The 23,860-nt window shown below is 64.2% G+C and carries 23 protein-coding genes; 10 read left to right on the forward strand and 13 right to left on the reverse strand.

All coding sequences use genetic code 11. From position 1 onward, the window contains the following. Positions 1-64 precede the first annotated feature (64 nt). The 6 genes from DOM45_RS05805 (at position 65) to DOM45_RS05830 (ending at position 5,543) form a co-directional block, all read left to right on the forward strand. Positions 65-712: a thermostable hemolysin gene (locus DOM45_RS05805; protein ID WP_110598573.1), complete on the forward strand. Its 648-nt coding sequence runs from the start codon at positions 65-67 to the stop codon at positions 710-712. Then, positions 705-2,171 (forward strand): AMP-binding protein, encoded by a 1,467-nt coding sequence (locus tag DOM45_RS05810; protein WP_110598574.1) that lies wholly within the window; start codon positions 705-707, stop codon positions 2,169-2,171. The genes DOM45_RS05805 and DOM45_RS05810 overlap by 8 nt, the downstream gene beginning before the upstream one ends. Before the next feature lie 31 nt (positions 2,172-2,202). Then, positions 2,203-2,898 carry an iron-containing redox enzyme family protein gene (locus DOM45_RS05815; protein ID WP_110598575.1) on the forward strand — a complete coding sequence of 232 codons (696 nt, stop codon included), beginning with the start codon at positions 2,203-2,205 and terminating at the stop codon, positions 2,896-2,898. Beyond that, positions 2,885-3,682 carry an SDR family oxidoreductase gene (locus tag DOM45_RS05820; RefSeq protein WP_110598576.1) on the forward strand — a complete coding sequence of 266 codons (798 nt, stop codon included), beginning with the start codon at positions 2,885-2,887 and terminating at the stop codon, positions 3,680-3,682. The genes DOM45_RS05815 and DOM45_RS05820 overlap by 14 nt, the downstream gene beginning before the upstream one ends. Positions 3,683-3,701: 19 nt before the next feature. After that, a complete protein-coding gene (locus tag DOM45_RS05825) occupies positions 3,702-4,400 on the forward strand; it encodes a tetratricopeptide repeat protein (RefSeq protein WP_205909398.1) in 699 nt (232 codons plus the stop codon). 147 nt (positions 4,401-4,547) lie between these two features. Next, a complete protein-coding gene (locus tag DOM45_RS05830; protein WP_110598577.1) occupies positions 4,548-5,543 on the forward strand; it encodes an LLM class flavin-dependent oxidoreductase in 996 nt (331 codons plus the stop codon). A 418-nt stretch (positions 5,544-5,961) separates the two neighbouring features. Here the strand turns inward: DOM45_RS05830 and tal are convergent, their stop codons facing one another. From tal to DOM45_RS05865, 7 genes are all read right to left on the reverse strand, one after another. Continuing rightward, positions 5,962-6,918: a transaldolase gene (tal, locus tag DOM45_RS05835; RefSeq protein ID WP_110598578.1), complete on the reverse strand. Its 957-nt coding sequence runs from the start codon at positions 6,916-6,918 to the stop codon at positions 5,962-5,964. Positions 6,919-7,167: 249 nt separating this feature from the next. Beyond that, on the reverse strand, positions 7,168-8,655 hold the full coding sequence (gene xylB / locus DOM45_RS05840; protein ID WP_110598579.1) for a xylulokinase: 1,488 nt from the start codon (positions 8,653-8,655) through the stop codon (positions 7,168-7,170). Positions 8,656-8,725: 70 nt separating this feature from the next. After that, complete coding sequence (locus DOM45_RS05845; RefSeq protein ID WP_110598580.1) at positions 8,726-10,201, reverse strand: mannitol dehydrogenase family protein; 1,476 nt, start codon at positions 10,199-10,201, stop codon at positions 8,726-8,728. Positions 10,202-10,261: 60 nt separating this feature from the next. Continuing rightward, on the reverse strand, positions 10,262-11,395 hold the full coding sequence (locus DOM45_RS05850) for an ABC transporter ATP-binding protein (protein WP_110598581.1): 1,134 nt from the start codon (positions 11,393-11,395) through the stop codon (positions 10,262-10,264). A 45-nt stretch (positions 11,396-11,440) separates the two neighbouring features. Further along, on the reverse strand, positions 11,441-12,265 hold the full coding sequence (locus DOM45_RS05855; protein WP_110598582.1) for a carbohydrate ABC transporter permease: 825 nt from the start codon (positions 12,263-12,265) through the stop codon (positions 11,441-11,443). Continuing rightward, positions 12,262-13,107 carry a carbohydrate ABC transporter permease gene (locus DOM45_RS05860; RefSeq protein ID WP_110598990.1) on the reverse strand — a complete coding sequence of 282 codons (846 nt, stop codon included), beginning with the start codon at positions 13,105-13,107 and terminating at the stop codon, positions 12,262-12,264. The genes DOM45_RS05855 and DOM45_RS05860 overlap by 4 nt, the downstream gene beginning before the upstream one ends. A gap of 195 nt (positions 13,108-13,302) precedes the next feature. Continuing rightward, positions 13,303-14,622: an ABC transporter substrate-binding protein gene (locus DOM45_RS05865; RefSeq protein WP_110598583.1), complete on the reverse strand. Its 1,320-nt coding sequence runs from the start codon at positions 14,620-14,622 to the stop codon at positions 13,303-13,305. Between the two features lie 466 nt (positions 14,623-15,088). Between DOM45_RS05865 and DOM45_RS05870 the strand changes: the two genes are divergently transcribed. Then, positions 15,089-16,078 carry a LacI family DNA-binding transcriptional regulator gene (locus DOM45_RS05870; protein ID WP_162302601.1) on the forward strand — a complete coding sequence of 330 codons (990 nt, stop codon included), beginning with the start codon at positions 15,089-15,091 and terminating at the stop codon, positions 16,076-16,078. Between the two features lie 49 nt (positions 16,079-16,127). Here DOM45_RS05870 and DOM45_RS05875 read toward each other — a convergent pair whose 3' ends face one another. From DOM45_RS05875 to DOM45_RS05885, 3 genes are all read right to left on the reverse strand, one after another. Continuing rightward, entirely contained in the window at positions 16,128-17,552 is a 1,425-nt protein-coding gene (locus DOM45_RS05875; RefSeq protein ID WP_240612299.1) for a sensor histidine kinase, read from the reverse strand. Then, positions 17,549-18,220: a response regulator gene (locus DOM45_RS05880; RefSeq protein ID WP_110598585.1), complete on the reverse strand. Its 672-nt coding sequence runs from the start codon at positions 18,218-18,220 to the stop codon at positions 17,549-17,551. Before DOM45_RS05880 ends, DOM45_RS05875 begins: the two co-directional genes overlap by 4 nt. 66 nt (positions 18,221-18,286) lie before the next feature. After that, on the reverse strand, positions 18,287-18,631 hold the full coding sequence (locus DOM45_RS05885; RefSeq protein ID WP_110598586.1) for a PepSY domain-containing protein: 345 nt from the start codon (positions 18,629-18,631) through the stop codon (positions 18,287-18,289). Positions 18,632-18,842: 211 nt separating this feature from the next. Between DOM45_RS05885 and DOM45_RS05890 the strand changes: the two genes are divergently transcribed. From DOM45_RS05890 to DOM45_RS05900, 3 genes are all read left to right on the forward strand, one after another. Continuing rightward, entirely contained in the window at positions 18,843-19,331 is a 489-nt protein-coding gene (locus DOM45_RS05890) for a hypothetical protein (RefSeq protein WP_110598587.1), read from the forward strand. Then, positions 19,328-19,681, forward strand: coding sequence for a hypothetical protein (locus DOM45_RS05895; protein WP_110598588.1), 354 nt, complete (start codon positions 19,328-19,330; stop codon positions 19,679-19,681). Before DOM45_RS05890 ends, DOM45_RS05895 begins: the two co-directional genes overlap by 4 nt. A 239-nt stretch (positions 19,682-19,920) precedes the next feature. Continuing rightward, positions 19,921-21,216, forward strand: a complete 1,296-nt coding sequence (locus DOM45_RS05900; RefSeq protein WP_110598589.1) for a nitrate regulatory protein — start codon at positions 19,921-19,923, stop codon at positions 21,214-21,216. Positions 21,217-21,387: 171 nt separating this feature from the next. On the opposite strand, the gene DOM45_RS05905 is transcribed toward DOM45_RS05900, so the two are convergent. The 3 genes from DOM45_RS05905 to cobA all read right to left on the reverse strand — a co-directional run bounded on the left by DOM45_RS05905 (position 21,388) and on the right by cobA (position 23,143). After that, a complete protein-coding gene (locus tag DOM45_RS05905; protein ID WP_110598590.1) occupies positions 21,388-21,858 on the reverse strand; it encodes a GNAT family N-acetyltransferase in 471 nt (156 codons plus the stop codon). 87 nt (positions 21,859-21,945) lie between these two features. Beyond that, positions 21,946-22,287, reverse strand: coding sequence for a zinc ribbon domain-containing protein YjdM (locus DOM45_RS05910; RefSeq protein WP_110598591.1), 342 nt, complete (start codon positions 22,285-22,287; stop codon positions 21,946-21,948). A 61-nt stretch (positions 22,288-22,348) separates the two neighbouring features. Further along, entirely contained in the window at positions 22,349-23,143 is a 795-nt protein-coding gene (gene cobA / locus DOM45_RS05915; protein WP_240612315.1) for a uroporphyrinogen-III C-methyltransferase, read from the reverse strand. Between the last annotated feature and the right edge of the window lie 717 nt (positions 23,144-23,860).

The following is a 23,860-nucleotide window of genomic DNA, read 5'->3' on the forward strand; positions in this document are numbered from 1 at the left end:
CGTAAGACTTCGTTAAGCCCCTGCCCTTCAATCTAGCCTCCGTCAACTTGTCGGAGGGCTATCGATGTCGGGTTTACCTGCTTCAGCAGCGAACACCGTATGGCGTGAAAGCCGCGGCGACCGGGAGCGCGCCACGCTCGAGAACTTCATCGCCGACACCTACCGGCAGCAGCATGGTGCGTCGATCGGCCAGTTCGCGCCACGACTCTACGGGCTCTGGGAGCGCGATGAATTGCAGGCTGCCGTGGGCGTCCGTCGCGCCGACGCCTCCCCGCTCTTTCTCGAGTGCTACCTGGAAACGCCCATCGAGCAGGCGCTCTCCGCGGTGCTGGAGCAGCCGGTGGAGCGCACCGCACTGGCAGAGATCGGCAACCTGGCGGCACGCCGCCCAGGCATGACGGTCGCGCTGATTCGCGCCCTGATCGATTCGCTCGTCGCCGAGGAGTGCCGCTGGCTTGCATTCACCGCGACGGCGACGGTGCGCAACGGTTTTCGACGCCTCGGTCTCGACGTCCACCGTCTGGCGGACGCCGATCCGGCCCGGCTGGGCGACACCCAGGGCGATTGGGGCAACTACTACCTGCATCGGCCCTGGGTCATGGGTGGCGACCTGATCGCCGCCTGGCATCGTCTCACCCCGAGCCACGGCCGCTCCACCACCACCACCGTGCCAGCCGCGGCCCCGCATCTCAAGGACATCGATCATGCGTGAGCGCTTTCTGGACCATCTCCGGGCGCTGGGAAACGAGGATGCGAACCGCATCGCCCTGGAGGATGAAACCCGGTCAATCCGCTACGGCGACCTGATGCCGCTCGTCGACTCCCGGGCACGGCAGCTGCGCCGGCTCGGCAGCCAACGTGTGGGGTTGGCGCTGGACAATGGCATCGACTGGGCGCTGTGGGATCTGGCGATGATGCAGGAAGCCATCGTCAACGTGCCATTGCCAGGCTTCTTCACCCCGGCGCAGTTGACCCACCTTGTTGACCAGGCCGGTATCGATACCCTGATCGGCCCCGGATCACTGACGAGCGTACTGGGCTTCGATGCCACCCCGGATGCCGACGCCATGCTCTGGCGGCGTCGCGGTGTCTCGCCACCGCCGAAGCTGCCCGCGGGCACCCACAAGATCACCTTCACCTCGGGCACCAGTGGTACGCCAAAAGGGGTCTGTCTGAGCAGCGACAATCAGCTCACGGTCGCCGAGAGTCTCGCTGGTATCGCCGCTAGCGTCGACGTGCGCCGTCACCTGGCGGTACTCCCGCTGGCGACGCTGCTGGAAAACATCGGCGGCATCTATGCGCCGCTATGGCTCGGGGGCAGTATTAGCCTGCCGTCGCTGGCCGCCCTGGGCTGGCAGGGCGCCAGCGGCTTCGACAGTGCCAGCGGCTGGCGGGTCATCAGTCGCCAGGCGCCGGACAGCCTGATTCTGGTGCCGCAGTTGCTGTCGGCGCTACTCACCCGGCAAGGCGATGCCCCCATCGGCTTTGGCCGCTTCTTCGCCGTCGGCGGGGCCACGGTGTCGCCAGCGCTGCTGGCGCGCGCGGAAGCCGCCGGTTGGCCGGTATTCGAGGGCTACGGCCTCTCCGAGTGCGCCTCCGTGGTCACGCTCAACCGTCCCGGTGAACGGCATCCCGGCAGCGTCGGACGCCCCCTGCCTCACGTCGAGGTCAGACTGGCCGACGACGGCGAGGTTCTGGTCCAGGGCAATGTGATGCTGGGCTATCTGGGTGATAGCGCGCCGGCGCCGACCGTCTGGCCCACCGGCGATCTGGGGCAGTGGGACGGCGATGCGCTGAGACTCAAGGGCCGTCGTCGTCAGGTATTCATCACCGCCTACGGACGCAATGTCGATCCGGCCTGGGTCGAAGCCGAACTGACCGCCGAACCCGCGATTGCCCAGGCCTGGGTAAGCGGTGAAGCACAGTCTTTCAACCGTGCCTTGCTGGTACCGCGGGGCGACTGGGTCAACGATCGCCAGATCGAGGACGCCGTGGCCAGCGCCAATGCCCGATTGCCCGATTACGCGCGTGTCTCGCTGTGGCAACGCAGCACTCCCTTTACCGCGCAGAACGGTCTGGCGACTGCCAATGGTCGGCTGCGCCGTGACGCCCTGAACGCGCATTACCACACCTGGCTGACCAGCCCGTTACATCCATCGGCGGATGCATAGGCCATCCGTCCACGTCCGAGGAGACGACATCATGTCCCACTACGAAACTCTGCAACAAGCCACCGCCAGCCATCGCCAATGGCTGCTCGACACGCCGGTGATTCGCCAGGCGCTGGAGGGCAACATCACCCAGGAGATCTATCAGGCGTTTCTGGCGCAGGCTTACCATCACGTCAAACAGACGGTGCCATTGATGATGGCCTGCGGCGCGCGCCTGCCTCCGCGTCTCGAGTGGTTGCGTGGCGCGCTGGTCGAGTACATCGAGGAGGAGTACGGCCACCAGGAGTGGATCCTGGACGACATTCGAGCCCTGGGCGGCGATGCCGAGGCGGTCGCCAGCGCGACCCCGGCGCCGGCGACCGAACTGATGGTGCGCTACGTCCGTGACGTGATCGCCTACGACAATCCGGTCGGCTTCTTCGGCATGGTGCACGTATTGGAAGGCACCAGCACCGCCATCGCCACCCAGGCCGCCGAGCAGATGCGAGACCGCGCGGGCCTTCCGGCCAACGCCTTCCGCTATCTCGAGTCCCACGGCAGCCTCGATATCGGCCATCTGGCGTTCTTTGAGGAGCAGATCAACCGGCTCGAAGATCCCGCCGACCTCCAGGCCATCATCGATGCCGCCAACATGGTCTACCGCCTCTACGGTGCCATGTTCCGCAACCTCCGCCAGGACGCCGACGACGCCGTCAGCCACGAGGGCCTGAGCCATGCGCTGGTCTGATCGCCGCATCCTGATCACCGGCGCCAGCGGCGGTATCGGACGTGAACTGGTGACCCTGCTGGCACAGCGCGGCGCACGGCTGCTGATCGTGGGGCGTAACGCCAGCGTCCTGAAAGCGCTGGCAGCGCTGGCGCCAGAGCGCATACGCACGCTGTCCGCGGACCTGACGACGTCCGAGGATCGTCGCCGGGTGGTCGAGACCGCGGAAGAGACGCGTATCGACATGCTGATCAACGCCGCCGGCGTCAATCACTTCGGCCTGTTCGACGAGCAGTCCCCGGCAGCGATCTCGTCGATGGTGGAACTCAACGTGACCGCCACCCTGCTGCTCACGCAAGCGCTGCTACCGCGACTGCTGCACGAGAACAGCGCCTGGATCGTCAACCTCGGTTCCGCGTTCGGCGCCATCGGGCACCCCGGCTACACCGCCTACTGCACGACCAAGTTCGCTCTGCGCGGATTCAGCCAGGCGCTGCGCCGGGAACTGGCCGACACCCCGGTCCAGGTGCTTCACATCTCGCCTCGGGCCACCCGAACCGGCATGAACAGCGACCGCGCCGATGCCCTCAATACCGAACTGGGCAACCACGTGGACGAACCTGCCCAGGTCGCGGCGAGGGTGATTCGCGGCATCGAGGCGCAGGCTCGTGATCGGCAGCTCGGTTGGCCGGAGTGCCTGCTGGTCAAGTTGAACGGGATCCTACCCGGCATCGTCGACCGCGCACTCAGGAAACGGCTCCCGACGATCCAGCAGCATGCACGTCGCCCCTCCCCCTCGCCATGATCCGTACACGGAGATCACCATGACAGCATACCGATCCATGAAGGCGCTGATGCTCGCCACCGCGCTTGCCACTATGTCGGGAATTGCGCTTGCCGGCAGCCCGCTCGCACTGGCGGCCGAATCCCCGACGGCATCGAGCGCGGCATCGGCGACCGCGGTCGCCGCGGGTCTGCACGAGCTCCAGAGCCGCTGGGCCAATATCCAGTACAAGACGCCGGAAGCGCGGCGTGCCGACGACTTCGATCAGCTCTACCAGCGTGCGCAGGCCTTGCTCAAGGCGCAGCCCGATAGCGCGGCGCTGCACACCTGGGCAGGCATCATCCGAGGCTCCCAGGCGGGTGCGGAGGGTGGCCTGGGCGCACTCTCCCTGGTCAAGGAGGCGCGCTCCGAGTTCGAGCGGGCGATATCGATCGATCCGACGGCGCTGGACGGGTCGGCCTATACCAGCCTGGGCACCCTCTATCACCAGGTCCCCGGCTGGCCCCTGAGCTTCGGCGACGACGACAAGGCGCGCGAGCTGCTGCAGAAAGGGTTGAACCTCAATCCCGACGGGATCGACAGCAACTACTTCTGGGCCCAATTCCTTCACGACGAGGGCGACGACGCGCAGGCCCGGCAGGCACTCGAGAAAGCGATGGCCGCCGCGCCGCGGCCCGGCCGGGAGACGGCCGATGCCGGACGTCGTCAAGACATTCAGGCACTGCTGCAGGAGATCTAGACGCAGAGACCTCGTTCTGACGTCCGAGCAATCCGGCACAGCGTGGAGATCGACAGCGGGTATCGGTTGCATTCATCGCAACAGCCCTCATGATGGAGATCATGAGGGCGCTAACGAGCGCCCGCCCATTTCCTAAAGGGAACGCTCATGTCACGACTCGCCGATACTCCTCTCTCGGTACTGGATCTGGCGCCGATCACGCGTGACGGCACCGCAGCGGAGACGTTCCGCCGCAGCGTCGACCTGGCCCAGCAGACCGAGCGCCTGGGCTACAACCGCTACTGGCTGGCCGAGCACCACAATATCGACGGTATCGCCAGCGCGGCGACCAGCGTCCTGATCGGTCATATCGCCGGGGCGACCTCGACCATGCGCATCGGCAGCGGCGGGATCATGCTGCCCAACCATCCGCCGTTGGCGATCGCCGAGCAGTTCGGCACGCTGGCGACGCTCTACCCGGAGCGTATCGATCTCGGCCTCGGCCGTGCCCCGGGCTCCGACGGCATCACCATGCAGGCCATGCGTCGCGACCCGCGCGCCGGGGTCAACGATTTCCCCGATCGCCTCGACGAACTCCGCCGCTACCTGGGCGATACCGTACCCGGCCAGCGGGTGCGGGCGATTCCCGGCGAAGGCACCCATGTGCCGATCTGGCTGCTCGGTTCCAGCGGCTACAGCGCGCAGCTCGCGGCCAGGCTCGGGCTGCCGTTCGCCTTCGCCGGTCAGTTCGCCCCCGGTTACATGATCGAGGCCCTGCATCTCTATCGCGAAGGCTTCCAGCCGGGGGTGCTCGACAAGCCTCACGCGATGATCGGGATTCCGCTGGTCGCCGCCGATACCGACGAGCGCGCCCGCTTTCTCGCCACCACCCAGCAGCAGAAGTTCCTCAACCTGATCCGTGGCAAGAGCACGCGGACCCAGCCACCGGTGGAGCATCTCGACTGGTCGCCCCAGGAGCAGGCCATGGTCGCCCAGAATCTCGGAGCCGCCGTCGTCGGCGGGCCCGAGAGCGTACGCCAGCAACTGGACGAGCTGCTGGACCGTACCGGGGCCGACGAGATCATGGTCAACACCGACTGTTACGACCACGCCGAGCGGGTGAAGTCCTACGAGATTCTGGCGGATGTGTGGAGTAAGACGTAACCGACTCACGCAGTGGCTTGCTGTCGCGAGCTTCAATGATCGTGAATTAGCGATCCTCACCGTACATCGAATAAGGCTGGAATTTACCCGGCGTCTCCAAGACCGCGCGGGATGAGAAGCGCTAAGCCGGGTCGCGCGACATGGATGTCGCGCGAGGCGCGCCAGGACAAGGATGTCCGTGCGCGCCGACCCGGAGCGCAGGCGCATTCTCATACCGGGTTTCGCGGTCTTGCGACACCAGTAGAGGGGGAGCGGCGAGGGGGCGAGCGTTAAGCCCCCTCGTCAATCAGCGGTGAGGATGGCTGATTCACGATCAGTGACGCACTCTTCACTCGGGAATCAGCCAAGCCCGGTCCATCAATAAAAAAACACCCGGCATATAGCCGGGTGTCTCTGCGTCGAGCTTGAAAGAAAAGACTCAGCCCAATCGCTTGGCCAGCAGACCTTCCAGCTTCTTCTGGTCGGCGGCGAAGGTGCGAATACCTTCGGCCAGCTTCTCGGTGGCCATGGCGTCCTCGTTGTGCTCCCAGCGGAACTGCGCTTCGCCGATCGGGTCGAGACGCTTGGCACCGCTACCCTGATCGGTGATCTTGCGCGTCACTTCGCCATCCGTGGAGGCGAGTTCCTCGAGCAGCGCCGGCGAGATGGTGAGGCGGTTGCAGCCGGCCAGCGCCCGGATCTGGTCGGTGTTACGGAAGCTGGCACCCATGACCACGGTGTCGTAGCCATACTGGCTGGCGTAGTCGCACACGCCGCGCACGAACTTGACGCCCGGGTCCTCGTCCGGCGCATAGGATTCGGTGCCGGTGGCCTTCTTGTACCAGTCGGTGACACGACCGACGAAGGGCGAGATCAGGTAGACGCCAGCCTCGAAGCAGGCCCGGGCCTGGGCATCGGAGAACAGCAGCGTCAGGTTGCAGTTGATGCCCTCCTTCTCGAGCTTTTCGGCGGCGCGGATGCCTTCCCAGGTCGAGGCCAGCTTGATCAGCACCCGATCCTTGGAGACCCCCTGCTTCTCGTAGAGATCGATCAGGTGATGCGCCTTGTCAATGCTGGCCTGCTCGTCGAACGAGAGCTTGGCCGCCACCTCGGTGGAGACCCGTCCGGGCACCAGCTTGGTGATCTCGGTACCGATAGCCACCGACAGGCGGTCCACGGCTTCCTCGACGCGGGCGTCGACATCGCTGATGTCGGACTTGACCGCCGCCAGTGTCTCGTCGATCAGCGCCTGGTAACCCTCGAGATCGAAAGCCTTGAGGATCAGGGAAGGGTTGGTGGTCGCATCGTGCGGCTGATAGCGACGAATGGCATCCAGGTCGCCGGTATCGGCAACCACCATGGAAAGCTGTTTGAGAGAGTCGAGTTGCTGTGTCATGAATCGCTCCATCGTTGTGGCGTGTGATTGCATCCCGTCGCAATCCTGATTCTGAAAGCATAACACCGATACGTGGTCATCGCCGTGCCACATGGCGTGTTTCCGGCGATCGACGATCAGGGTCGATACTGGTTGGACGGAGGGCCTGGCAAGTTGGAATTCCAGCGGAAAATCACCGCACCTGTTCTGTCTTATGAGGGGGAGAGGCGATGATTTCAATGCCCTCCCCCTTACCGCAATGAGCGAGCCTCAGGCGATGCCATACTCCCGGCTCAGCGCCTCACGATAGCGCCGGTAGATGCCGTCGTAGCTGGCGACCACTTCCGGCCGTGGCCGGGTCAGGGTGTCTTCGTCCAGCCGTACCCAATCCCGGCACAGCTCGTCCAATGCCACCTCGGAGTCGCGATCGTCGCACCAGCGTGCCTGGATGGCGCCGCCGAAGGCGGCGGCTTCGGTGACTTCCGGGCATACCACCTCGAGACCGAGCACGTCGGCGACGATCTGACGCCAGACCGGACTCTTCGCACCACCCCCGACGAGACGAATCTGGGTCGCCTCGCTCGCCAGCGAGCCGAGCAGTTCGAGTCCGTAGCGCAGCCCGAACGTGGCGCTCTCGACCGCCGCGCGACACAGGTTTTCCGGCGTGGTGTTGAAGCTGGTCATGCCGCTCATGCTGGCCTGCGCCTGCGGCAGCGCCGGCACACGCTCACCGCTGAAGAAAGGCAGCAGCGTGATGCCGCCCGCGCCCGGTTCCGCCTTGGCCACGGCGCGGTTGAACCCGTCGATGTCGAGCCCGACCAACTCCCGCAGCGTGGTCGTGGCCGAGGTCACGTTCATGGTGCAGATCAGCGGCAGCCAGCCGCCGTGACTGGCACAGAAGTTGGCCACCATGGCGTTTTCCGGCACCACCGGTTCACCAGAGTGAACGGCGATGGTGCCTGAGGTGCCGAGACTGATCGTGACCCGGCCCGGCTCGATGTTGCCGGTGCCGATGGCGCCCATCATGTTGTCGCCGCCGCCGCTGGAGACGATGACGTCGTCGCTGAGGCCCAGCTCACGGGCCAGCGCCGGACGCACCTTGCCCACCGCCTCGCGGGAGTCGATCAGTCGGGGCAGCACGCTGTCGAAGTCGAGCTCCGGGGCGATGATCTCGAACGCATCGCGCCGCCAGGTCCGCGCCCGCGTATCGAAGTAGCCGGTGCCTGAGGCATCGCCCGGTTCGGCCACGCGCTCGCCGGTCAGCCAGAAGTTGAGGTAGTCGTGGGGCAACAGCAGCGTGGCGATCCGGCGATAGGCCTGCGGATGGGTCTCGCGCAGCCAGGCGACCTTCGAGGCGGTATAGCCGGTCTGCAGCACCAGGCCCAGCTTGTCGATGCAGCTCTGCTCGCCACCGAGCCGGTCGATCAGTCGCTCGTTCCACTCCGCAGTCTCGGTGTCGTTCCAGAGCTTGGCCGGGTGTACCGGTACGCCATCCTCGTCGAGAGCCACCATGCCGTGCTGCTGGCCGGAGACACCGATCGCGCGAATGGCCTCCGCGCCGACGCCGGCATCCTTCAGCGCCTCGTCGAGCGCGCCACGGAACGCCTCGGTCCACTCCTCGACCCGCTGCTCCCGCCGCCCATGGTCGCCCTGCTCCAGCTTGTGGGGTCGCGAGGCCTCGCCGACGATGCGACCGTCGCTGCCATCGACCACCACCACCTTGGTGCTCTGGGTGCCACAATCCACGCCGATATACATCACATCCATCCCTTGATCAGTTCCGTCGAGGCCGGCGCCAGTGCCGCCCTCACCCTGTCGACCGCGGGGGTCAACTGGCGACGAGATGCTCGACGCAGGCCCGGGCGCCATCACGATAGAGACGATCCAGCGCATCGAGATAGGCCGAGCGGAACCGCTCGTCATCGGCCAGGTCCCCGAACAGCTGACGGTTCTCGATGAACGCGGTCGGCTGGTCGCGGTTGCGCTTGGCGATCGCCATCAGTTCGTCCTTGAGCCGGTCGACCACCGTGATCGGCTCGCCCTGCTCGTCGGCCCCCTCCGCATAACGCGCCCAGCTTGCAACGACCGCCGCGCTTCGATGGATCTCTCCTCCCTGGGCCAGCTGCTCCCGGATCACCGGCAGCAGCCACTTGGGAATGCGATCCGAGCTCTCGGCGCAGAGTCGCGCCAGGGTATCCTTGATCTCCGGATTGGCGAAACGCGCGATCAGGGTCCGCTTGTAGTCGTCGAGATCGACCCCCGGCACCGGACGCAGCGTCGGCGTGCCCTCGCGGTTCATGTAGTCGAGCAGAAAGTCGACGAACAGCGGATCCTGGCACACCTCATGGGCGTAGCGGTAGCCGGCCAGGTAGCCGAAATAGGTCAGCGCCTGATGGCTGGCGTTGAGCAGGCGCAGCTTCATCAGTTCGTAGGGCATGACGTCTTCGACCAGTTGCACGCCAACCTGGTCGTAGGCCGGGCGGCCCGCGTTGAAATGATCCTCCAGCACCCACTGGGTGAATGGCTCGCACACCACCGGCCAGCGATCCTCGATACCGAAGCGGCTTCCGATCTCTTCGATGTCGGCATCGGTGGTCACCGGCGTGATGCGATCGACCATCGAGTTGGGGAAGTGGACGTTGGCATCGATCCAGTCGGCCAGTTCCACGTCCCGCGCCCGGGCATAGGCCACGAACATCTTGTGGGCGACTTCGCCGTTGCCCTGGATGTTGTCGCAGGACATCACCGTGAACGGCTCGACGCCACGCTCGCGGCGCCGGGAAAGCGCCTCGACCACGATCCCGAAAGTGGTCCTGGGCGTCTTCGGCGAGGCCAGATCGTGCTCGACATCGGCGTTACCGAGATCGAACTCGCCGGTGACGTGGTGGAAGTTGTAGCCGCCTTCGGTCACCGTCAGCGAGACGATGCGTATCTTCGGATCCGCCAGCAGCTCCAGGGTGCCTTCGATGTCGTCCGGCGCGTAGCGATAGTCGATGATCGAACCGATCACCCGCGCCTGGTATTCGCCCTCGGGATGCTTGATCACCAAGGTATAGAGATGATCCTGGGCGGAGAGTGCCACCTGCATGCGACGGTCGCCTGGCATCACCCCGACGCCGACGATCCCCCAGTCCAGCGCCTCGCCCCGATTCATGAGGTCGTCGAGATACATCGCCTGGTGGGCGCGATGGAAACCGCCGACACCGAAGTGCACGATGCCGGGCGTGACCTGGGCCCGGTCGTAGGACGGCTTGGCGACGCTGCTGTCGAGTTGGTCGAGCGCCGCCGAATTCAACGATGCCATAGTGTTTCTCCTGAAAAAGTCACTGCCGTGGGTGATCCATCGCACAGGCCACGGTATCGGTCAGGCTTCCGCAGCCGAAGGCGCCGCCGTCGACTCGCGGGCAATGGCCAGTTCGCTCTCACTGTCGAAAAGATGCAGCTTGTCGCTGTCGCAGGTCAGCGTCAGCGTGTCGCCGAGCTGCACCTTCCGATGGCCCGGGAGCTGTGCCGAAACGGCGTGTTCGCCCACGCTCAACTGCACCATGGTCACCGCCCCCAGCGTCTCGACGACATCCACCGTTCCCTCGATGCGATTGGTGGCCGCCGCGTCGCTCAAGCGGAGATGTTCCGGGCGGATACCGGCCCAGACGTCCGCCCCGCCCCGCGATGCCATGGTGGCACGGTGGGCGGCGTCCAAGGAGAGCCGATAGCCATCTCCACTCACGACCCCATCGACATGCCTGGCGGGCAGGAAGTTCATCGAAGGGTTGCCGATGAAGCCGGCCACGAAGCGGTTGGCCGGGAATTCGTAGAGATTGATCGGCGTGTCGATCTGCTGGATCTTGCCATCCTTCATCACCACGATACGTTCGCCCATGGTCATCGCCTCGACCTGATCGTGGGTGACGTAGAAGGTGGTGACCTTGAGACGCTTGTGCAGCTTGACGATCTCGGCACGCATGTCGACGCGCAACTTGGCATCCAGGTTGGAGAGCGGCTCGTCCATCAGGAATACCTGCGGATCGCGCACGATCGCCCTGCCCAGCGCGACACGCTGACGTTGCCCGCCGGAGAGTTCGCGCGGCTTGCGTTCGAGCAGATGCTGGATGCCGAGCGTCTGGGCCGCCTCGTCGATCTTCTGCTTGATCTCCTCGGCGGGGCGTTTCTTCAACCGCAGGCTGAACGCCATGTTCTCGGCCACGCTCATGTGCGGGTAGAGCGCGTAGCTCTGGAACACCATCGCGATGTCGCGCTCCTTGGGCGGCACCTGACTGACATCCCGGCCGCCGATCAGGATTTCGCCTTCGGTATTGCGCTCGAGCCCGGCGATCATGCGCATGGTGGTCGACTTGCCGCAGCCCGAAGGCCCCACCAGGACCACGAACTCGCCGTCACGCGTGACCAGGTTGAAGTCGTCGACGGCGTTGCTGCTGCTGGCGCCCTTGAGTTGCGAACCATAATTCTTGGCGACATTCTTGAGTTCGACGATAGCCATGTCGTTAACCCTCTATAGGAAATCCGTTACCAGCACGATCGCCGGTCATTTGACGGCGCCGAAAGTCAGGCCTCTGACCATCTGGCGTTGCGTGAACCAGCCGAGCACGATGATCGGCGCGATCGCCAGCACGGAGGCGGCGGACATCTTGGCCCAGAACAGCCCCTCGGCACTCTTGAACGAGGCAATGTAGACCGCCAGCGTCGCCGCGCTATGGTCGGTCATGGTGATGCTCCAGAACGACTCGTTCCAGGCCAGGATCAGCGCCAGCAGCCCCGTCGAGGCCAGCCCGGGCAGCGCCAGCGGCAGCACCACCTTGAACAGCGTCTGCATGATGCTGGCACCGTCGATGTCGGCGGCCTCGACGATGTCCTTGGGAATGTCGCGGAAGTAGGAGTAGACCATCCAGACGATGATCGGCAGGTTCATGGCGGTGAACAGCAGCGTCAGCCCCAACGCGTTGTCCAGCAGCCCGACCGCGCTGTAGACCAGGTAGATCGGGATCAGCACGCCCACCGCCGGGATGAACTTGGTCGAGACCATCCATACCAGCAGGAAATCGGTGCGCTTGTTGGGATAGAACGCCATCGCGTAGGCGGCCGGCACCGCCAGCGCCAGCCCGATGACGGTCGAGGCGACGGCGGTCAGCGCGGAGTTCCAGGCGTAGTGCCAGTAACCGCTGCCCTGCGCCAGGGCCATCTTGAAACTCTCCAGCGTCGGCGAGAAGAAGAAGTTCGGCACCACCGTGAAGGCCTGCTGCTCGGTCTTGAACGAGGTCAGCAGCAGCCACAGGATCGGGAAGAAGATCAGCAGTGCCACGCCCCACGCGAGTACGCCCAGGGCACCGTTGGCAAACCGGTTCGAATTCATCGTGCGGCTCCCGCGTTGAGGTTCCCGGCAATGAAGCGAATCAGCATGATGGCGAAGATGTTCGCCAGGATCACGGCGCCGATGGCGGCCGCCGAGGCGATGCCGATGTCGTTCTGCTGGAACACGGTCTGGAAGATGTAGTACGGCAGGTTGGTCGTGGCGGTGCCGGGGCCGCCGCCAGTGGTGGTGTAGATCTCCGCGAACGAGGTCAGGAAGAAGATGCTTTCCAGCATCACCACGACGTACAGCACCTGCCCCAGGTGGGGAATCACGATATGGCGGAACTCCTGCCAGGCACTGGCGCCATCGAGCTTGGCCGCCTCGATCTGGTCTTCCGGCAGCGACTGCAGGCCGGTCAGCAGCACCAGCAACGCGAACGGAGTCCATTCCCAGGTGATCATGATGATCACCGACAGCATCGGATAGTGGGCGAGCCAGTCGATCGGCTCCAGCCCCAGTTGTCGAGCCACCCAGGCGAACAGGCCGTAGACCGGATGGAACAACATGTTCTTCCAGATCAGCCCGGTCACGACCGGCATCACGAAGAACGGCGCGACCGCCAGCGTGCGCGCCACGCCTCGGCCGACGAAGGTCCGGTTGAAAAGCAGCGCCAGCGCCAGGCCCAGGCAGACCGTGATGACCAGGCTGGCCCCGACGATGATCAGGGTGTTGGCCAGCGATTTCCAGAAGGTGGGATCGCTCAACAGGATGGTGAAATTGGTCAACCCGGCGAAGCCGTTGTACATCGGCATGATCAGGTTGTACTGCTGAAACGAGTAATAGATGGTCATTGCCAGCGGCACGAGCATCCAGATCAGCAGGAAGATGACCGCCGGCGCCATCAGCAGTCGCGTCGTGCGAGCGAACGAGCGCGCACCGGCCTCTTCGGCGGATGGCGCGGTGGTCGAGGCGGTTCGAGAAATGGCTTTCATGCGTGATTCCCGTGGCTTTGGATTGCGTCATGCAACCACTGGTCCGACTTGCGCAGCGACACCGCCGATCGCCATGGCGGTTCGGCGGTGTCCGTGGCGAATCGCTTACTGCGGTTTGCCGGTCTGCTGCATGATGCGGTCGGTGAAGGTCTGCCCCTGCTGCAGCGCTTCATCGACGCTGCTCTGACCGGACAGCATCGCCGCCATCAGCTGGCCGACCCGTGTCCCGATCGCCTGGAACTGCGGAATGGTGACGAACTGCACGCCGGTATAGGGCACTTCCTGTGCGCTGGGGTCGTTCGGACTGGCGCTCTTGATCGCCGTCTCGACCAGCGGCGCGAACGGTGCTGCCTTGACGTAATCCTCGCTGGCATAGGTCGATTGGCGCGTTCCCGGCGGCACGGCCAGCCAGCCCTTGTCATCAGCCACGGCCTGGATGTAGTCCTTGGAAGTCGCCCAGTCGACGAAGGTCTTCGCCGCGTCCTGATGCTTGGAGGACTGCGGCACCGCCAGCGCCCAGGTGAACAGCCAGTTGGAGCCTTTCTCCGTCGTCTCGTAAGGCGCCTGAGCGAAGCCCACCTTGTCGGCGACCTGCGAGGTTTTCGGGTCGCTCACGTAGCTCGCCGCGACGGTGGAATCCACCCACATTCCGCACTGGCCGTTGGCGAACAGCGTCTCGGATTCGGTGAAGCCGTTGGAGGTCACGCCCGGGGGGCCATAGTTGTTGAGCAGGTCGACATAGGCGTGGGCCGCGTTCTTCCACTCTTCGCTGGTCAGCTGCGGCTTCCAGTCCATGTCGAACCAGCGGCCGCCGAAGCTGTTGACCATGGTGCCGAACAGCGCCATGTTCTGCCCCCATCCGGGCAGTCCGCGCAGACAGATGCCATAGACGCCATCCGAGGGCGAATGAATCTTGGAGGCGAACTCCTCGACCTGGCTCCAGGTCGGCTTGTCCGGCATCTCGATCCCGGCCTTCTCGAACAGATCCTTGCGGTAGTAGGTCACCGAGGATTCCGCATAGAACGGCAAGGCGTAGAGCGTGCCGTCGACCGACAGGCCATCCTTGACCGGCTTGAGCAGATCATCGACGTCATAGCTCTCGGGCAGGTTCTCCATCGGCGTCAGCCAGTCGTTCTGCGCCCAGATCGGCGTCTCGTAGTTGCTCACGGTGACCACGTCGTACTGGCCGGCCCCGCTGGCGATATCGGTCGTGACCTTCTGCCGCAACTCGTTTTCCGGTAGCGTCACCCAGTTGACCTTGATATCCGGATGCGCGTCGTTGAACGCCGACATCATGCTCTGCATGGTCACCATGTCGGGGTTGTTCACCGTGGCGACGGTGATTTCCGTGCTCTGTGCCATGGCGACGGAGCAGACACTCAAGCCTGCGATCCCGACACCTGAAATGAACAAGGCAAGTCTCATCTGGAATTCCTCTCGTAGCGCTCGTTATTGCTATGTTTTCGACGGCGGTCATATTCGACGGCTATCGCGCCGAGCATCGAACGATCCCACGGATACGATCCGACCCGATCTACCCAGGCTGGCGTTGTGATGAAGAGGATCGACCGTGCACTCATGGATGCCTGCCCTGACGCACATGACATCAAGAGGAAATCATAGCGTTAACACTGAAGGAATCAAGCCAATTGAATTTTAATTTATCCTTTAAAATCAGTATATTGAAAAACATTAGACCAATGTTTAATGCCCTGAATAGACCTAAGTAGTAGAGAAAAACCAGTCCCTCGCGGACAATATCGATGTTATGAAATGACACAAAATGATATTAGATGCTCATGATCGTCACTGCACCAGGAGAGGTCGCCGGCTTGCCGGCCACGTTCTCGACAGGTCGAAAATCACGAGTATCACCAGGGAGATGAGGTCGATGCCTCGAACCACGCTCGAAGATATTGCCCGACAGGCCGGGGTCAGCAAGATTACCGTCTCGCGGACCTTCTCTTCGCCGGAGAAGGTGCACGCCGAGACCCGTAGTCAGATATTGCGAATCGCCCGTGAACTCAATTACGTGCCGCAGTCGCAGACGGCCAATCGCGATCCCGCGATCACGCGAACGCTGGGTGTGGTCAACCCCAACATGAGCAACCCGTTCTTCGGCCGGATGACGCGGGAGATCACACTGGCCGCCAGAGCCCGGGGCTATACGGTGCTGGTGTTCGACTCCTACGAGTCGGAAACGCTGGAAGACGAGGCGATCGGCAAGTTGATCGAATTCTCCGTCGATGCCGTCATCCTGTCGGTCATCTCCTCGGACATCGACTATCATCCGGCCTACCTGGATCGCCTGGAGGCGGCGAGGATTCCGGTGGTACTGGTCGACCGCGAGCTCAAGGCCGCGCATTACGGCGGCGTCTACATCGACAATCTCGACTGCGGTTATCAGGCCGGGCGCTACTGCCTGGAGAAGGGATTGACGCAGCTGCTCGCCGTGTCGGGCCCGGCCGACTCGATGGTCTCGATCGGGCGAATGTCCGGGCTGCGTGAAGCGATCGGCAGCCGACCGGTATCGCTCGAGGTGATCTACAGCGATTTCAGCTTCGAGCCCGCCTATCTGGCGCTACGCGACTATCTGCGCGACCACTCCTGGCCAGAGGCGATCATCGGGGCCAACAACCAGATCACCATGGCGGTGCTGAAGCTCTGTCACGAACAGGGCGTCGTGCCACAGCGAGACGTCCAATTGTTCAGCATCGACGACATCGAGCATAGCGACGTGTTCGGGGTGCATATCCCCTGCATTCACCACAATTTGCCGGAAATTGCCCAGCAGGCGCTGCAGCTGGCATTGGCGGCGATCCAGTCACCGGACCAGCGCGGATTCCGAACCGTGGTGCGAGGACAGCTGCGTACCTGGTGACAGGCCAGCGGGCCGGGCACGGCTGCCGCGAGGATCGAACGGAAGACGATCAGTCGGGTGCCGATGTCGGGCCGGCAGCATTGCCGACCTGGGCGGAGACCGGTGACGCGGGCAACCAGACATCGGCCGCCAGCCCGCCCAGCGCCGCTCGCTCGAGGCGCAGGGTGCCACCGTAAAGCATCATCAGATCCTCGACGATCGACAGTCCCAACCCGGAGCCGGAGCCGCGGGCATCCAGGCGCACGCCCCGCGCCAGCGCCGACTCACCCTGGGCACGCGTCATTCCCGGACCGTCGTCCTCGATACGCAGGCGAACTCCCTGGGGTACCTGGGAGACCGTGAACGAGACCCTGGTGCTTGCCCAGCGCAGCGCATTCTCCAGCAGATTGCCGGTGAGCTCCTGGATATCCTGCGGGTCGATACGCGCCGCCGCCCTGGGATCGATATCGGCATCGAACCGCACGCCACGACGCTCCGCGAGCCTGGCCAGCCCCTGCACCACCGGGGCGATCGCGTCACCGATCGCCACACGCCCCGAGAATGCCACGCCGCCCGCCGCCGAGGCTCGCGCCAGATGATGACGCACCGCGTCATCGATGCGCGTCAGCTCGGTGTTGATGGGCCTGCGCTGCTCCTCGGGGAAGCGCTCCGACAGGGTCTTCAGCACGCTGACCGGCGTCTTCAGCGCGTGCGCCAGATTGCCGGCCGCCGCGCGACCTCGCTCGATCAAGCGCCGATCGCGCTCGAGCACGCCGTTCATGGCCAGCGCCAGTTCCTTGAGCTCCATCGGCAACTGCGTGTCCAGCCGCTCGCTCTCGCCCTCCTCCACCGACTGCAGGTTGGCCGACATGCGTCTCAGTGGCGCGAGCCCCCAGCGCATCTGAAGCGCCAGCCCCGCGAGCAGCAACACCCCGAAGGCGGCCAGCGACAGGATCAGCAGGCGCTCGAAGCGCCCGACCTCGTGATCCAGCTCGGCGGTCGAACCTGCCAGCGCCACGTGGATGACATCGCTGTAGCCAGGCAAGCGGAGATCGCGCTCGATCATGCGCAGCGCGTCGTCTCGCGGGCCTTTGACTTCATAGATATTGATCCCGTTGTGGTGGCCGGGGATGGGCAGCCGCTGGTCCCACAGCGAGCGCGACGTCATGGTGAGATCGCCCCCATCGCTCACCTGCCAGTACCAGCCGGAGTAGACGCGGTCGAAGCGAGCGTCGCCCAGCGAGCGATTGAGGTGCAGGCGCTGACCGACACTGTCGACCTGAATCCCGGCCAGCAGGGCATTGAGCTGGGATTCGAGCCGGCTGTCGAAAGAGGCGGTGGCGGATTGGCGAAAATTGTAACTCAGCCCGACACCGGCCAGCGGGAGCAGCACGATGACCAGAAGCAGTGACGCCACCAGCAGACGTGCCCCCAATGGCGCCAGGCGCAGACGCTCGCCCAGGTGGAGAATCCAGCGGGGTCGCCAACGCTTCAAGTATCGGCCTCGAGATCGACCAGACGGTAGCCCTGGCCTCGAAGCGTCTCGATCCGGGCGCGACCGAACTTGCGTCGCAAGCGACTGATCTGCACGTCGATGACGTTGGAGTCGGGCTCATGGTCGCGGTTGTAGACGTGCTCGACCAGTTCGGCCCGACTGACGATGCGTGGAGAGGCGTGCATCAGGTAGGAGAGCAGCCGGGACTCCTGAGCGGTCAACGTAATGGGGCGACCCGCCAGCGAGACGCTGCCGGAGTGGGTGTCCAGGGTCAGCTCCCCCACCCGGATCACGGGATGGGCATGGCCATGGCTGCGCCGGACCAGTGCGCGCAGGCGGAACAGCACTTCGGCGGTCTCGAACGGCTTGACCACGTAGTCATCGGCGCCGGCGGAAAAGCCCGCGGCCTTGTCGGACCAGCGCTCCCGTGCCGTCAGGACCAGCACCGGCAGATCGATGTCGTCCTCCCGCCACTGGGAGAGCCAGCGGGTGCCATCGCCATCGGGCAGTCCCAAATCCAGGATGATCGCATCGTAGCGTTCGGTGCGGACCAGGAAGTCGGCCTCCCGCCCGGTGGTGGTCGACTCGATCAGCAACCCGGCCTCGGCAAGGGCATCGGCCAGCGCCTCGGCGAGCGCCGCATCGTCCTCGACCAACAATACCTTCATTACCGACTCCCCGGTTCCAGGCTCATCCACCGTCGCTGCTCCGCGGCGACGTGCGACGACAATCGTTCACGGCGACTTCTTCATCGCCTCGATATTGACTCCCTCGACGCTCAGCAGCTCGCCACTGGTTGCATCGAACTCGAACTCCACCACCTGCCCCTGGGGTCCGATCATCTCCACCTCGTACTCGATCCGGCCATCCTCCTGCTCCAGTTCGACCTCGAGAATCTGTCCTTCGTAGCGGGCTTCCAGCCAGTCCATGATCTCGTCGATACCGACCAGGTGGCCTTCCTTGACCTCCTTGTGGAGATCCCGCCAATTGTCGCCGTCGGCGCTCGCAGGCACCAGTGCCCCGCTCATCATCAATGGCAGGGTCACGATCAGCAGCACGAGGAGGTTGCGAAGTTTCATGTCGCCAGTGTGCCGTAATTGCCATGAATCCGACATGAACATCCGGCCGGACGAGCACCATCCCTATCGGCCGTCGAGGGGCGATTAACGCAATATGAATGTCACCGTCAGTTCGACGCAAGGTCTGCGCGCGTATAACGGATGACAGTGTCGACCACGTTCGACAGACGCGACCCGCGTCTTCCGGAAACGGTCACTCAGGAGGTACGTGATGAAAAATCGCTTATGGCTACTCCCTGCCGTCGCCTTTGGCGGAGGTTTCGGCGTCAACGCCCTGGCCGACGACACCACGCTCTCCTACGGTCAGTTGGAGAGGCTGCTCAACAGCGCAGAGGATTACGGTTTCAATCGCTACGAGAAACTGGACGCCGATCACGATGACAACCGTTTCGAGATCGAGGGCTGGCGCGCCGATGGCTGGGAACTCGACGTGTCGATGACGCTGAACGATGGGACGCTGACGCGAGAGAGTCAGCGGAAGTCGATCGCTCCGGACTGGGGACTGACCAGAGAGGAGCTCGACGCGGCACTCTCCAAGGCCCGGGCCGGTGGAATGCAACATTTTGCGGAGCTCGAGGTCGATAGTAATGGGCACGTCGAGATCGAGGGCTACAATGCGCAGCAAGCGCAGTTCGAACTCGACCTGCACCGCGATGAGCTGAATTCCGAGCATCTCGACAGCGGGAGTGAAAACGGATGACCGACAACCGCCAGAACGACAACGCCGCCTGGCGTGCCGCCCAGCAGTGGCGCGAGCGCGTTCAGCAGACCCGCCCCAGCCAGGGGGCCAGCGGGATTCGACTGTTGCTGACCTGGCTACTGTTCGGCGCCATGCTGATCATTGGCACCCTGCTGGGGCTGTTCTTCCTCGTCATCGGCTGGGCCATGCTACCGTTTCTTCGCCACCGGATGAAAAAACGCGCAGAGCAGGTACGTGCCTCCCGGGCGCAATACGCCGGCGGCAGCGCCGACCATGGCGGTGAGGCCGCTACCGGGCGCTCTCAGCGGGTGCTCGACGGCGAATACGAAGTCCGCTCCAGGGATAATTGATCGGGCCGGCGTCCGCCGGCTCTCCCGCCATCGATCGCATCGCGCGCCGTGTCGCTTCAGCAATGATCGATCCGGCTCGCCGTCTCCTGTCATCTCAACGCGCTGACCGCGTGCGCCTTCCCGGCGTACGCGGTAGAGTCATTTACGACCTTGGTAGAGCAGGCCATCGCGACTGCGCCGGCAGCGCCTTGCCGTGATGGCGTCGATAACAATAATCCGACAGTAAGGCTCCGTGACCCATGAACGCGATCGACCGACTGTTGCGCGCGGCCAAGATTTCCGAGATCGAACAGCTGACTGGCCTGGCGGAAACCGCCGCCGTCGTCGGCGATATCACTCGTTTCGTCCATGCCCTGCAACGTGAGCGAGGCGCCTCCAGCATCTATCTCGGTTCAGGTGGCCTGCGCTTCACCAGGCAGCGGCACCAGCGCATCGCCGACAGCCTTCAGGCCGAGACCACGCTGCGCCAGCGCCTGGAGGAGTGGGCGACACCGAACGAGGCAGACCGAATCTCGCACCAGCTCGCCAGCGCCCGTCTGCTGACCCGGGTCGCGGCGGTCTGGCAGGGACTCGACGCCCTCCCCGGCATCCGTCTCGATATCGACGCGCAACGCCTGACCGCGGACGACGCCGTGCGGTTGTTCAATCGGCTGATCAGCAATCTACTGTCGGTCATCTTCGAAGCCGCGGACACGGCCAGTGACGCCGAAATCACCCGCGTGCTGGTCTGCCTGTTTCACTTCATTCAGGGCAAGGAGCTGGCCGGGCAGGAGCGCGCCTGCGGCGCCTTCGGCTTCACCTCGGGCGCCTTCGATGAAGCTCACCGCCACACGATGCGGCAACTGATCGATGCCCAGCACCGCTGCTTCGAGACCTTCGCCGAGTTTGCCAGCGCCGACCTGATCTCTTGCTGGCGCCATGAGCTGGACCAGCCGATCCATACCGCCATCGTTCGGCTGCGTGAACTGGCGACACTGGATGCGCCACTCCCCGACGATCTCGACGACCCGGGCGAGCAGTGGTATGCCATCGCCACGCAGCGGATCGACGCCATGAAGGGGATCGAGGATCGTCTGGTGGAAGAGCTTCAACGGAGTTGCCGGGAGCGTATCGCCCAGACCGAGCGCGATATCGACAATGCCTCGGGTCTGCAGGATGCGCTGAGCGGTGAGCGGTGGGTGGCCCCGGTGAAGCTGCTGCTGGATGCGCCGGACGCGGATCAGGCCTCGAGTCTCGGCGCGCTGACCGCCAGTGCGATGGATTCACGCTTCAGCCGCTCGCTGATCGGGCTGGTACAGCTGCAGAACGCCAGGCTCCAGCAGATCAGCGACGAGCTCGAAAGCACTCGCAGGAGCCTGCGCGACCGCAAGCGGATCGATCGCGCCAAGGGCCTGCTGATGACCCATCAGCAGCTGTCCGAAGACGAGGCTTACCGACTGTTGCGCAAGACCGCCATGGATCAGAGCAAGCCGCTGATCGAGGTGGCGCAAAACGTGATCGACCTGGTCGAGATGCTCTCCGCGAAGCGGGTCTGAACCCAGGCGAGCCTGAACCAGGACCTCGAATCGCCCGCCAGACGCTCTCGGTGCAGTGGGCGGGGGCGTTGCACCGGCCTGAAGCTCCGTCCGCTCACGCTCCCATCGCCGTGCATCACGGGATCGAGCTTATGTTGTTGAATCTCGTCGATAACGGCGATTCTGGTCTTTTCAGAAGTCCTGGTGCATCAACGTGACGCGTTCGCCACGATAAATCACGGATTCGAAGGGCACCCAGCCCAGACGCGCGTAAAACGCCACCTGGTCGGGTGTGTAGAGATAAAGTCGCCGACAATCCGCTTCCTGGGCCTCGGTCTCCACCGTCGCCACCAATGCCGAGGCGATACCGCGGCCGCGCCAAGCCGGCAGGACGAAAACGGAGGCGAGCCAAGGCCCCATGAGGGGCCGACTGCTCATGTCGCTGACGGTCAGGCTCGCGGTAGCTATCGGCTCGCCATCGTTCATGGCCACGAATACCGAAGGTACGCCTCTGGCACCGCAATCCTCGCGGGTGTCGTCCCGCCATTCGTCGAACGTCGTGTGCGGGTGGAGTCCGCCCCAGGCGTCGAAGGTCCAACGCGATACCGTTTCGATGCCAAGCGTGTCAGCGCGGCCCAACCGAGAGATCTTCCAGTCCATCATGGCCCCACCCGTGATGCTGAATCCCAAGTCGATCGACGGCTAGAGAAGCCCGATAGGTCCAACGCCCGAGCCGGCGTCGATTCGATGTCAGGCCTTCTTGACGAACTCGGACTTGAGCTTCATGGCGCCAATCCCGTCGATCTTGCAGTCGATATCGTGATCGCCATCGACCAGGCGGATGCTCTTGACCTTGGTGCCCACTTTCACGACCTGTGAAGACCCCTTGATCTTCAGATCCTTGATCACGGTCACGCTGTCGCCGTCGGCAAGCGGGGTGCCGTGCGCGTCAGTGACTGTCCGTTCATCGCTCTCACTATCGGCAGTCGCCACGCTGGACCATTCATGGGCGCACTCGGGGCAGATGAATAGCAGGTTGTCGGCATAGGTATATTCTGACCCGCACTGCGGGCAGGCTGGTAGTTGACTCACGTGTAGACCCTCGACATCTGGAAAGTGGCGAAGTCTACGCCGCCGACCCGAGGCTGCCCAGTCAAAGGTCGGCATCGATCGGGATCGACGCACGGATGGTGGCCTGGGCCATGTCGACGATGCTGCCGACCACGACCAGGCAAGGCGAGGGCAACGGGTTGGCGGCGAGCCTCCGGGGCATGTCCGCCAGCGTACCGATGAGCGCCTGCTGCTCGGGTAGCGAAGCATTGGCGACCAGCATCACAGGCCACTCGGCCGGAAGGCCGGCACCGGTCAGGCCTTCACAGATCATCTCGAGGCGGTCGAGCCCCATGTAGAAGACCAGTGTCTCATCTCGGTGGGCAAGCGTCGTCCAGTCGGGCATCGCCTCGTCGCTGCACTGTCGGGCGGTAATGAAACGCAAGCGCTGGGCGTGGGCACGATCGGTCAGCGGCAGCCCCAGCGCCGCCGCGGCGCCGGAAGCGGCCGTGATACCGGGCACGATCTCGCTGTCGATACCGGCATCGGCGAGCGCGGCTAGCTCTTCGCCCATGCGCCCGAAGATCCCCGGATCGCCGCCCTTGAGTCGCACCACGCGTTTGCCCTTGGCGGCGAGTCTCACCATCAGATCGCCGATTTCCGCCTGCGGCACGCTGTGATCGCCCTTCGCCTTTCCGACGTAGTAGCGTTCGCACCCTTTCGGTAACAAGGCGAGGATCTCGGCGCCGACCAGGCGATCATAGACTACCGCTTGTGCTGACTCGATGTGCCGCAGCGCACGAACGGTCAGCAGATCAGCCGAGCCCGGGCCCGCCCCCACCAGCGAGACCCGGCAGTTACGCTGCCCAACTGCACCAATACGGCCCTTGGCGTCCATGGCGGCGAAGAGCCACTGCTGGGCCGTTTGCCGCATGCGTGCCATCCAACCGGTCGAGCCAGGCGCCCATTCGCGCCTGGATCGATGAGTGGGATGATGAATCGGGATACGACTCGGATGACAGGCTGGCATCGGCAGACTCCTCTTCCAACGGCAATTTCCAATCGGGTTGACGCGAATCGTGTAACCGGGCGAGGCAGAGCGCTACGCCTGTCACCTGAAGAGAGGCCGCGCTCGAACGCAAAGAGGCCCGACTCACCGCCATGGGTGAGTCAGGCCTCTTTGCCTGCCGTCGGCCCAGAGAGGACCGACACTTCAACTGTCTCTTCCGCAGCCGATGACACGGTTCGTGCCTCGCTCCTGCACTCCGGCCCGACACCCTCTTTGGCATCCGACCACCGCCTTGTCGGCGTTTCGATTCATCCATCATTGGGCAATTTCAGGGCCAACAATCGCCTTTACCTTTCCAGACAGTCACCTGTCTCCCCCGTCCAGCCCCCTTCCCCATCCGCGTCACCGCGGTGTGGCGTCGCGGCGGGAGTTCCTGGTGCAGAAGTCACCCGCCTTGCACCATCGGTGTTCACCAGCGCGGGAGACTGGTACGCACCGTGGCAGTCAGCATTGACCCAACACCTTGAAATCCATCGCAGGATTCGCCGACTGGCATGACATTCGCTTGACGGACTACAGGCAGTGACCAACGACGGTCATCGCCAG

The organism is Salinicola lusitanus (genome assembly GCF_003206045.1).
GTDB lineage: Bacteria > Pseudomonadota > Gammaproteobacteria > Pseudomonadales > Halomonadaceae > Salinicola > Salinicola lusitanus.